Genomic DNA, 11,380 nt, shown 5'->3' with positions numbered 1-11,380 from the left:
GGTGCGTCCGGGCCCGCTCGTCGCTGGGGCGCGCGCGCACCGTCAGGCGTTGTCGTCCTTCTTGCGGCCGAACGAGTCCTTGATGCCCTCGGCCTTGTCCTTGGCCTTGTCGCGCATCTCCTCGGCCTTCGCCTTGAGCTGGTCGGCCTGGCCCTCGCTCTTCAGCCGGTCGTCGCCGGTGGCCTTGCCGCCCATCTCCTTGGCCTTGCCCTTGAGCTTGTCGAAGGTGCTTTCGCCGTCAGTCACGGGTCCTGCCTTTCACAGAGGTACAGGGGGTACAGGGGTCCAGAGATTCGGACCTCGACCACGTTGCCGCAACGGGCCGTCTTCCGCATCCGGAGAGCGCCCGGGCCCGGTGGGCGGAACGGGTGAATCGCTCCACTCGTGCGAGTGTTTCCTGCTGCCTCCCACCTGCCGGGGACGAATCTGGGCCGAATGACAACGAATAGATACGAAAGCCATCAAAGTGCGGGGCCGTCCAGGCGCACGGTCATCGCCGCGACCGGCGCCGCTGCCGCCCTCGCCCTCCCCGGCAGCGCGGTCGCCAACGCCGCGTCCCCGCCGCTCTCCCCTTCGCAGGCCCCCGCCCAGGCGCCCGCGCCCCGGGACGTCTGCCGCGCCGTGGCCCGCGCCGTCCTCGTACTCGACGGGGACAACCAGCCCCTGGTGCCCCGCTACTCGCGCATCCTCTTCGGCGACGGCCTGCCGCGCAGCCGCCGCGCCCCCAAGAAGGTCCTGATCGTCGGTGCGGGACCGGCGGGAATGGCCGCCGCGCACCTCCTCCTCCAGGCCGGCCACAAGGTCACCGTCGTCGAGGCCAACGGCAACCGGGTCGGCGGCCGGATCAAGACCTTCCGCACCGGTGGCCACGAGAACGCCGAGCAGCCCTTCGCCGACCCCGGGCAGTACGCCGAGGCCGGTGCGATGCGCATCCCCGAGAGCCATCCGCTGGTCACCGGCCTGCTGGACTCCCTCGGGCTCAAGCGCCGTCGCTTCCACCTGACCGACGTGGACTCGTTCGGCAACCCCGCCCTCCGTACCTGGATCGTGGTCAACGGCGTCCGGGCCCGCCGGGCCGACTACCAGCGCGACCCCCGTGCGGTGAATCGTTCCTTCGGTGTTCCCGCGCAGTACGAGACCGTGCCCGCCACCGACATCGTGCGCGCCGCGCTCGCACCCGCCCGCGCGCTGATCGAAGGGAAGAGCGGCGACGCGCTGGTGGAGGGCTGGGCGACGGTCCTCGAAACGTACGGCCACTGGTCGATGTACCGGTACCTGACGGAGCGGGCGAAGCTCGACGACGCGACGATCGACCTGATCGGCACGGTCGGGAACATGACCTCCCGGCTGCATCTGGGGTTCGTGCACAGTTTCCTGTCCGCGGCCCTGATCAGCCCGGACACCGCGTTCTACGAACTGCCCGGCGGCACCGCGACGCTCGCCGACGCGCTCTACGACCGGGTGAAGGACGCCGTACGGCTCGACCGGCGCGCGGTACGCGTCGAGCACGGGCCGCGCGGGGTCGTCGTGCACACCGTCTCCGAGGGCCGCGACGGCGCAGACGTGGTGCAGGAGACCTTCCACGGCGACGAGGTGATCCTCACCGTGCCGTTCAGCGGCCTGCGCCACGTCACCTTCACGCCCGCCCTCTCGTACCGGAAGCGGCGCGCGGTGACCGAGGTGCACTACGACTCGGCGACCAAGGTGCTGCTGGAATTCTCGCGCCGCTGGTGGGAGTTCGACGAGGCGGACTGGGAACGGGAGCTGAACGAGATCCGGCCGGGCCTGTACGACGCCTACCGGCGCGGCAGGGTCCGGGCCGACGGCACGCTGCTCGGCGTCCACCCGTCCGTCCCGAAGGGGCACATCTCGCACAGCCAGCGGGTGCACTACGCGGCGCACTGCGCCACCCAGCACGTCCAGCCGGAGGCGGCGCACGTGATCGGCGGCGGGTCGACGACCGACAACCCCAACCGGTTCATGTTCGAGCCGTCGTACCCGGTGCCCGGCAGCGCGGGCGGCGTGCTGCTGGCCTCGTACAGCTGGGCCGACGACGCCCTGAAGTGGGACTCCTTCGACGACGAGGAGCGCTACCCGCGTGCGCTGGGCGGGGTGCAGGACGTGTACGGGCAGCGGATCGAGGTGTTCTACACGGGGGTCGGCAAGACCCAGTCGTGGATGCGCGACCCGTACGCGTACGGAGAGGCGTCGGTGCTGCTGCCCGGCCAGCACACGGAACTGTTCCCGGACATCCCGGCGGCCGAGGGACGGCTGCACTTCGCGGGCTGCCACACCTCGGTCAAACCGGCCTGGATCGAGGGGGCACTGGAGTCGGCGGTACGGAGCGCGCTGGAGGTGCACACGGGGTGAAACGGGAGGGGGAGGGGCGGCGAGCCGCCCCTCCCCCCTACTTCTACTTCTGCTTCTGCTTCGCGTCGGCGTCTGCGATCAGCGACCGCGACTGCTTCACGTCGTCCGCCATCGCTTCGAGCAGCGCGTCGATCGACTCGAACTTGGCCATGCCGCGCACGTACGCCAGGAATTCCACGGCCACGTGCAGCCCGTACAGATCAAGGTCCACGCGGTCGATGGCGTACGCCTCGACGGTCCGCTTCTTGCCCTCGAACTGCGGGTTCGTGCCCACCGAGATCGCCGCCGGCATCCGCTCGCCGTCGGCGGTCAGCCAGCCCGCGTACACGCCGTCGGCCGGTACGGCGGTGTGTGGCAGGGTCTCCACGTTGGCGGTGGGGTAGCCCAGCTCGCGACCGCGCTGCTCGCCCCGTACGACGACGCCTTCGACGCGGTGCGGGCGGCCCAGGATCTCGGCGGCGCCCGCGACGTCGCCCTCGGCGACGAGGCGCCGGGTGAGCGTGGAGGAGAACGGCTCGCCGCCGCCCGCCGCACCGCTCACGTACAGGTCGATGACCTCGACGTCGTAGTCGTACGTCGGGCCCAGCTCGGCGAGGAACGCGACGTTCCCGGCGGCCCTGTGCCCGAACCGGAAGTTCGGGCCCTCGACCACGAGCTGCGCGTGCAACTTGTCGACCAGCACCTTCACCACGAATTCGGCGGGCGAGAGCTTCGAGAACTCACTCGTGAACGGCAGGATCAGCAGGGCGTCGACGCCCAGCTCCGCCATCAGCTCGGCGCGCCGGTGGTGCGGGGCCAGCAGCGGCGGGTGGCTGCCGGGACGCACGACCTCGCTCGGGTGCGGGTCGAAGGTCACCACGACGGACTGCACGCCCAGCTCGCGGGCGCGCTCCACCGCCCGCCCGATGATCAGCTGGTGCCCGCGGTGCACGCCGTCGTAGGAGCCGATGGTGACGACGCTGCGTCCCCAGTCCTGGGGGATGTCCTCCAAGCCACGCCAGCGCTGCACTGTGACCGCTCCTTGTACGTCTCTTGTACGTGATGTTGGCTGCCAGGGGGTCGGGGCGGACCCCGAAGCCTGCTCTTACGCAGGTCTAAGACTGCCATGCCCACGCCCGGCACCCCGCATCGGTGCCCCCGTCCTCGCACTCGGGCGATGCGGCCTCGGCCAGCGCCTGCACCGTCCGCCGCGAGCTGGGACCGACCAGGGCCGCCCACTCGTGCGGCGCGGCGGCCAGCCACCCGGCGAGCAGCGGGGCGAATCCGGGCAGCTCGCGGGCCAGCGCCACGAGCCGCCGGTCGAAACGCGTGGCCCCCTCAGGCGTACGGACGAAGAGCGTCCCGGCCCGCCGCACCAGCTCCCTGCTCCACTCCTCGGCCCGCCCCCGCGCCCCGCACGCGGCGGCCCGGAGCACGGCGTCCAGCACGTCCTGCTCCCGCCGCCCCGACTCCTCGCGCCCGTACTCCCCGTACTCCCCGTACTCCCCGTACTCCCCTTGCTCCCCTTGCTCCCCGTACGCCTCGTACTCCATGAGTACGTCGAGGAGCTCGGCCCGCAGTGCGGCCGATGCCGGTGTCCCGGGTGCGGCAAGCACAGGTGCCAGTGCACTCCTCACCTGCCGGCAGGTCCCCCGCAGCACCCCGCTCACCAGCGGAAACAGCACGTCCCGCGCCCCGGGCCCGCTCTCCAGCCGCGCGTCGACATACGCGGCCACGTGCCCGGCGCCGTCCGGTCGCCGCGCCGCGTAGTCCGCAACGAGGGCGGCGGTGCGGTGGGCGAGATCGGGCGTGTGCACACCCGCCAGGGCGCCCAGCACTTCCGCCGCCCGGGCGTCGACGGCGTGCAGCCCGGTCCTGAGCGCGGCGAGGACGGCCTCCGGATGCGTGCTCAGCGCGGCGACGAGCGCCTCCGCGGGCACCCGCGGCTCCCCGACGACGAACGCGGCCACGGCCCGCGGCAGGAACCGCGACCGCGAAGCGGGATCCCGTACGAGAAGTGCCAGCGCAGCCCCGTGCAGACCCAGGTCCTCCCCCCGCGCCAGCAGCGCGAGCGCGGCGAACCGCAGCAGCTCCCGGTCCGCGGCTCCCTCCGCGTGCGGGGCCACCACACTCCCGTAGGAGGCGGCGGCCACCCGCCGCTCGACGCGTCCGTCGTGCGCCCACCGTTCGACGGCCCGGCACAGCGCGCCGGGCTCGTCCGCGGCGAGTACGTGCAGCAGCTCGTCGGCCCGGGCATGCCCCGCCTCCACCAGCGTCTCCACGAGATCGTCGACGGCGAGACCCCGATGCGTGTGCAGCACCGCCTGCGCGACCTCGGCCACGGTGAGCCCGGCCCCACCCGGCAGCACCCGCCCGTCCCCGAACCACCCGCACAGCAGGACCTGCACCCGCCGCACATCCACGACGAGCAGACGCACCAGGGCGTCGAGGTAGCGGGGGGCGGGCAGGGCGCCGGACCGGGTCTCCTCGGCGGAGGGCTGCGCGTCCGGCTCCCCGTCCGCGAGCACCAGCACCCGCAGCAGGTCGACCCGTTCGGCCTGGTCGACTCCGATCCGCTCCCAGAACCAGGGCCCGAACCGGCCGAGGCCGCCGAGCCCCTGCGGGCCGCCCCCGTGCAGCGAACGCGCGGTGACCGCTTCGGCGAGCTCCTTCAGCACGGCGCTGTACGGCCCGACGTCGGGCACCCGCAGCAGGGTCTCCGCGAGCAGCTGGGCGCTCCACCACTGGGCGTCGGCGGTGTCCTCGCCCTCCAGGGCCTGGAGGGACGCGATCAACTCACGCATGCACACGGCCAGTTCGCCGGTGCCGACATTCCGCTCCAGCAGGAGCATGGCCTCCACCACGGGCCCGATCCTGTGACGCGGCACGGGCAGCACGCGCGCTGCTTGCGCCGTGCGCCTCAACGTCCGAACCTGCACCCCACCCCCAGCCTGCACCCCATGCCCGCCCTGCGACCCGCCCCCGCCCTGCGCCTCGAACCCGCCCTGCACCCCGTGCCCGGCCTGCACCCCATCCCCGCCCAGTGCCTCGAACCCGGCCTGCACCCCGCCCCCGCCCTGCGACCGCGCGTCATCGAACGCCGGAGGGGCCGTCAACCCCTCCAGCGCCTCCCTCAGGTCCAAGTGCGCCCCCTGCACCCAGTCCGCCACCTCCTCGTGTGCGAACCGGTATCCGCCCCCCGCAGGTACCAGCACCCCTTCCGTCAGCACCGCCGACGCCCACCCCGTGCGCCACGGGAAGATCTCCTCGAAGGACTCGCGGTCCAGCTCCCCCTGCCCGGGGCCCAAGCACCGCCGCGCCGCCTCGTGCACCCGGCCGGACACCTCTGCCGCCAGCCGACGCACCGCTGTGCCCCGCGGCGCCGGGCGCCGGCCCGCGGCCACTCGTACCGCCACCCGCAGACAGACCAGACCCAGGTACGCGTCGAAGACCTCCTCCCGCGTCGGGCACCCCGGCGCCGTGCCTCCCGGCAGCGCCGCCCGTACCTCCGCCAGCAGCCGCAGGGTCAGCGGGTGCCGGGCGTCCGGTGCGCCGAGCGCCCCGTCCTCGATCCCGTACCTTTCCCGCGCGCGGGCCGCCTCGGCCTCCTCCAGGTCCCCCATGAGGACCGCCGGAGGCAGCCGGTCCGCACGCAGCGGATGCAGCACCTCCGGCGGAAAGAGCGCCCCGGCCTGTTCCCAGTGCTCCGGCCTGCACGCGATCACCAGCCGCGTCCCGCACTCCCGCAGCCAGTCCGCCGTCCCCGCCGTCCACTCCGCGAGCCGGTGCGCGAGCAGGGGCGGCATCTCCTCGGGCCCGTCCAGGAGTACGAGCAGGGGCCGCCCGGCGTCCCGCGCCAGCCGCGCCACCCGTTCCGGCGTGGCCACGCCCATGTCCCCCGGCGTCCCGGACGCGGCGACGATCCGCCCCGCCTGCGCCAGCGCCCGCCCCACCGCAGCCGCGACCGACGCGTCCCCGTCCCGCAGATCGGCCCCGCGCAGCCAGACGGTCGGCGCGGGGCCTGGCCCGTCGGCCCGCCGCGCGGCGAGTGCCGCGAGCTCGGTGGTACGTCCGGTCCCGGGCGCACCCACCAGCCCGAGGACCGCCGCACCGCCCACCCCGAAGTCCGCCAACTCCCGTGCCGGCCAGTCCCGTTCGACCGGATCCCGCCATGCACAGGGCCCGCCCACCGACCCCACCGACGTGGCCGTCAGCTGGAGCGCTCCCGCAAGATTGAGGTCCGCTCCATACGCGGGCACACTCGCCGCGTTCCGCCGCAGCAGCTCCCCCAGCGGACCGTCCGCGCCACGCGTCAGCGGTACGGCGTAACCGGCCGCCGGGTGCTCACGCGGGGTCTCCCCTGCTCGAACGAAGTGGAGAGCCTGGGGAAGCAGCGAGGTGCCGATCACCGCCAGCACCGCCCCGGTCTCCGCGTCGAGGACCGGCCCCCCGACCGCCGCCCCGCCCAGCCGCAGCGCGTCGCTCCCCGCCGTCCCCATCGCCAACTCCATCGCGGAGTCCAGGAGATGGAATCGGTCGGTCGCCGTGTACGTCACGGGCGCCGCCCCCAGCACCCGCGCCTCCCGCCACCCCCCGGCCACCAGCCGTACGTACGTCCCGGCCGCGATCTCCGTCCGCCCGGTCACCGGCAGCGGGCGCACACCGAGCCCCTCGGTGCGTACGAGCGCGAGGCCGTGCTCCGGCAGCGGGGTGATGGCGTCGGCCTCGGCGAGACAGGTGCGGTCGCCCGGGGCGTGCAGGACGAGGCGGCTCAGCCCGTCGACGCTCTCGTGACTGGTGACGACGGTGCCCAGGTCGTCCGCGACGAAGCCGGTGCCGCGCGGCCGTCCGGCCAGGTCGCAGATCCGCACCAGCACGACCGGCACAACCGGCCGGGTCCCGTCCGCCATGGAAGAACACCCCCTGCCCACGACCGTAGGCAGAGGATGATCAGTTGCAGAAGAACGCCTGTCGAAAGCGCCCCCCGTCACTCCCCGCATTCACTCCGAGCGCCCGCCCGCAGGGGTGAATCCCCGACTTGAAACGGACAGAACCATGGCGGGGGGGGGAGGCGGGAGGGAGCCGTGGACCGGACAGCATGCCAACTGCCCGGCCCACGCTCCGCCGATGTCCGGCTCAGCCGAAGACGGCCAGACTCTTCGCCTTGCCGCGCTGCTCCTCCACCAGAGCGAGGAACCGCCCGTCGGGCCCGTACACGGCCACCGGGTTGCGCGCGTGCGCCGGCATGTCGATGCGCACGCCGTTCATGATCAGAGCGGCCCGCTTCTCGTCGACGTCCCACCTCGGGAACGCCGCTGCCGCCGCGTCCGCGATCGGCATGACGGTCAGCTCCTCCTGGTGCTGGTCCAGGGTGCGCGCCCCGTCCAGACCGTACGGACCGACCCGGGTGCGCCGGAGCGCGGTGAGGTGGCCGCCGACGCCGAGTCCGGCGCCCAGGTCGCGCGCGAGGGCGCGGATGTACGTACCCGAGGAGCACACCACCGAGACCACCAGGTCGACGACCGGCGTCCCGTCCTCCGCGACCGCCGGGCGCACGTCGTACACCTGGAAGGAGGAGACGGTCACCGGACGTGCCGGGATCTCGAAGTCCTCGCCCTCGCGGGCCCGCTTGTACGAACGCTTGCCGTCGATCTTGATGGCGCTGACCTTGGACGGCACCTGCATGATGGCGCCCGACAGCTCAGCGACGCCCGCGTCGATGCCCTCGCGGGTCACCGCGGACGCGTCGGTGGAGCTGAGGATGTCGCCCTCGGCATCGTCCGTGAGGGTGTCCTGGCCGAGCCGGATGGTGCCCAGGTACTCCTTCTCGGTGAGCGCGAGGTGGCCGAGCAGCTTGGTCGCCTTCTCGACGCCGAGTACCAGAACCCCCGTCGCCATCGGGTCGAGCGTGCCGGCGTGGCCGACGCGGCGGGTCTTGGCGATCCCGCGCATCTTGGCGACGACGTCGTGCGAAGTGAAGCCGGACGGCTTGTCGACAATGACAAGGCCGTCCGGCGTCTTCGTTACTGCTGTGCTCATACGGCGGCGTCGTCCTCGTCGTCGTCACCGGGCTTCTTGTACGGGTCCGCGTCGCCGGCGAACGTGGCGCCCGAGGACACCTCGCGCACCTTCGCGTCGGTGGCCCGCGCCTTGTCGAGCAGGCTCTCGATCGTCTTGGCGTTCTCCGGGAGAGCGTCCGCGACGAATGTCAGGGTGGGCGTGAACTTGGTGCCCGCCGCCTGCCCGACCGCCGAGCGCAGGACGCCCTTCGCGCTCTGGAGTCCGGCCGCCGCACTGGCCCGGTCCTCGTCGTCGCCGTACACCGTGTAGAAGACCGTGGCCTCCCGCAGGTCACCGGTGACGCGGGTGTCCGTGATCGTCACGTGCGTCCCCAGGCGCGGGTCCTTGACCCCGCGCAGCAGCTTCTCGGCGACAACCTGCTGAATGAGGTCCGCCAGCTTCTTCGCCCGAGCGTTGTCGGCCACTGGTCCTTCTCCCTGTTATTACGTTCTGCTTGCTCAGTCTTCGTCACTGTGCAGCCGCCGCCGTACCGACAGCAACTCCACCTCGGGCCGGGCGGCCATCATGCGCTCGCACCGGTCCAGTACGTCTGTGAGGTGCCCCGTGTCGCCGGACACCACCGCGAGTCCGATCAAGGCCCTGCGGTGGAGGTCCTGATCTCCCACCTCCGCCACGCTGACCGCGTACTTGCGGTGCAGTTCGGCGACGATCGGCCGGACGATGGAGCGTTTCTCCTTCAGCGACCGTACGTCGCCGAGCAGGAGGTCGAAGGACAGAGTCCCCACATACATGTGTGTCCGGATGTCCCGCCGGTTCGGGTTCGTGTACCGCTGCCACTGCTTGGCAGGGACACAAGAACCGTACACGCAACGGCGGGGCCGCTCGACGGAAATAATCTCCGCCGAGCGGCCCCGACCGATACTGCTGACATCAGGGGCTCAGCCCCGGATCACGGTGCCTGCAACGCGGTCTCAGCCGCGCGGCTTCTCCCGCATCTCGTACGTCGCGATGACGTCGTCGATCTTGATGTCGTTGAAGTTGCCGAGGTTGATACCGCCCTCGAACCCTTCGCGGATCTCGGTGACGTCGTCCTTGAAGCGGCGCAGACCCTGGATGTTGAGGTCCTCCGCGATGACCTTGCCGTCGCGGACGAGGCGCGCCTTGGTGTTGCGCTTGACCTCGCCCGAGCGGATGAGGACACCGGCGATGTTGCCGAGCTTGGACGAGCGGAAGATCTCGCGGATCTCCGCGGTACCGAGCTCGACCTCCTCGTACTCCGGCTTGAGCATGCCCTTGAGCGCTGCTTCGATCTCCTCGATGGCCTGGTAGATCACCGAGTAGTAGCGGACGTCGACGCCCTCGCGCTCGGCCATCTGCTGAGCACGGCCGGCCGCACGGACGTTGAATCCGATGACGATGGCGTCGGAACCCGTCGCCAGGTCGATGTCGGACTCGGTGACCGCACCCACACCACGGTGCAGGACGCGGATCGAGACCTCGTCGGAGACTTCGAGCTGGAGCAGCGAGGACTCGAGAGCCTCCACCGAACCGGACGCGTCACCCTTGATGATGATGTTGAGGTCCTGCACCAGACCGGCCTTGAGGGCCTCGTCCAGGTTCTCCAGGGAGAACCGGACGCCACGGCGGGCGAACGCCGCGTTCCGCTCACGAGCGGCACGCTTCTCGGCGATCTGACGGGCCGTACGGTCCTCGTCGACGACGAGGAAGTTGTCGCCTGCGCCGGGGACGTTGGTGAGACCCAGCACCAGGACGGGGGTCGAGGGACCCGCTTCCTGGATGTTGTTGCCGTTGTCGTCGAGCATGGCGCGGACTCGGCCGTAGGCGTCGCCCGCAACCATCGTGTCGCCGACGCGGAGGGTACCGCGCTGGACGAGGACGGTGGCGACAGCGCCGCGGCCCTTGTCGAGGTGGGCCTCGATCGCGATGCCCTGTGCGTCCATCTCGGCGTTCGCCCGGAGGTCGAGCGAAGCGTCCGCGGTCAGGATGACCGCTTCCAGCAGGGCCTCGATGTTGAGGCTCTGACGGGCCGAGATGTCGACGAACATCGTGTCGCCGCCGTACTCCTCCGCCACCAGACCGAACTCGGTGAGCTGACCGCGCACCTTGACCGGGTCGGCACCTTCGACGTCGATCTTGTTGACCGCGACGACGATCGGTACACCGGCGGCCTTGGCGTGGTTGAGCGCCTCGATCGTCTGCGGCATCACACCGTCGTTGGCCGCGACCACGAGGATCGCGATGTCGGTGGACTTCGCACCACGGGCACGCATGGCGGTGAACGCCTCGTGACCGGGGGTGTCGATGAAGGTGATGGCGCGCTCTTCACCGTTGACCTCGGTGGCGACCTGGTACGCACCGATGTGCTGCGTGATGCCACCGGCCTCGCCCGCAACGACGTTCGTCTTGCGGATCGCGTCCAGGAGGCGGGTCTTACCGTGGTCGACGTGACCCATGACGGTCACGACCGGCGGACGGGAGACGAGCATGTCCTCGCCGCCCTCGTCCTCGCCGAACTCGATGTCGAAGGACTCGAGAAGCTCTCGGTCCTCCTCCTCCGGGCTGACGATCTCCAGGATGAAGTTCATCTCGTCCGCGAGCAGCTTGAGCGTCTCGTCGGAGACGGACTGCGTGGCAGTGACCATCTCGCCGAGGTTCAGCATCACGCCGACGAGCGACGCCGGGTTGGCGTTGATCTTCTCGGCGAAGTCGGTGAGCGAGGCACCGCGCGACAGGCGGACGGTCTGTCCGTTGCCGCGGGGCAGCATCACGCCGCCCACGGACGGGGCCTGCATGGCCTCGTACTCCTGGCGCCTCTGACGCTTCGACTTGCGACCGCGACGCGCGGGACCGCCGGGGCGGCCGAAGGCGCCCTGCGTGCCACCACGTGCGTTGGGACCACCGGGACGGCCGGCGAAGCCGGGACGTCCACCGCCGCCGCCGAAACCGCCACCCGGACGACCGGCGAAGCCGCCGCCACCGCCACCGGGAC

Annotated in this window: 8 protein-coding genes; 1 reads left to right on the top strand and 7 read right to left on the bottom strand. The window is 71.7% G+C overall.

Annotation, left to right across the window (positions count from 1 at the left end; genetic code table 11):
- Positions 1 to 42: 42 nt before the first annotated feature.
- Positions 43 to 246 carry a CsbD family protein gene (locus ACWGIG_RS31040; protein WP_453325012.1) on the bottom strand — a complete coding sequence of 68 codons (204 nt, stop codon included), beginning with the start codon at positions 244 to 246 and terminating at the stop codon, positions 43 to 45.
- Between the two features lie 189 nt (positions 247 to 435).
- Between ACWGIG_RS31040 and ACWGIG_RS31035 the strand changes: the two genes are divergently transcribed.
- On the top strand, positions 436 to 2,370 hold the full coding sequence (locus tag ACWGIG_RS31035; protein WP_453325011.1) for a flavin monoamine oxidase family protein: 1,935 nt from the start codon (positions 436 to 438) through the stop codon (positions 2,368 to 2,370).
- Between the two features lie 43 nt (positions 2,371 to 2,413).
- Here the strand turns inward: ACWGIG_RS31035 and ACWGIG_RS31030 are convergent, their stop codons facing one another.
- The 6 genes from ACWGIG_RS31030 to infB form a co-directional block, all read right to left on the bottom strand.
- On the bottom strand, positions 2,414 to 3,379 hold the full coding sequence (locus ACWGIG_RS31030; RefSeq protein WP_453325010.1) for a bifunctional riboflavin kinase/FAD synthetase: 966 nt from the start codon (positions 3,377 to 3,379) through the stop codon (positions 2,414 to 2,416).
- 85 nt (positions 3,380 to 3,464) lie between these two features.
- Complete coding sequence (locus tag ACWGIG_RS31025; protein WP_453325009.1) at positions 3,465 to 7,259, bottom strand: serine protease; 3,795 nt, start codon at positions 7,257 to 7,259, stop codon at positions 3,465 to 3,467.
- A 226-nt stretch (positions 7,260 to 7,485) separates the two neighbouring features.
- Complete coding sequence (gene truB / locus ACWGIG_RS31020) at positions 7,486 to 8,388, bottom strand: tRNA pseudouridine(55) synthase TruB (RefSeq protein WP_453325008.1); 903 nt, start codon at positions 8,386 to 8,388, stop codon at positions 7,486 to 7,488.
- Positions 8,385 to 8,834, bottom strand: coding sequence for a 30S ribosome-binding factor RbfA (gene rbfA, locus ACWGIG_RS31015; RefSeq protein ID WP_453325007.1), 450 nt, complete (start codon positions 8,832 to 8,834; stop codon positions 8,385 to 8,387). The genes truB and rbfA overlap by 4 nt, the downstream gene beginning before the upstream one ends.
- 33 nt (positions 8,835 to 8,867) lie before the next feature.
- The gene (locus ACWGIG_RS31010; RefSeq protein ID WP_453325006.1) at positions 8,868 to 9,161 is read right to left on the bottom strand and encodes a DUF503 domain-containing protein; all 294 of its coding nucleotides are present in this window, start codon (positions 9,159 to 9,161) and stop codon (positions 8,868 to 8,870) included.
- Between the two features lie 180 nt (positions 9,162 to 9,341).
- The coding region (gene infB / locus ACWGIG_RS31005) for a translation initiation factor IF-2 (protein ID WP_453325005.1) at positions 9,342 to 11,380 on the bottom strand (2,039 nt) is incomplete at its 5' end.

Source organism: Streptomyces sp. NPDC054863 (assembly GCF_053610825.1).
This window is presented reverse-complemented; position numbering and strand designations above follow the sequence as displayed.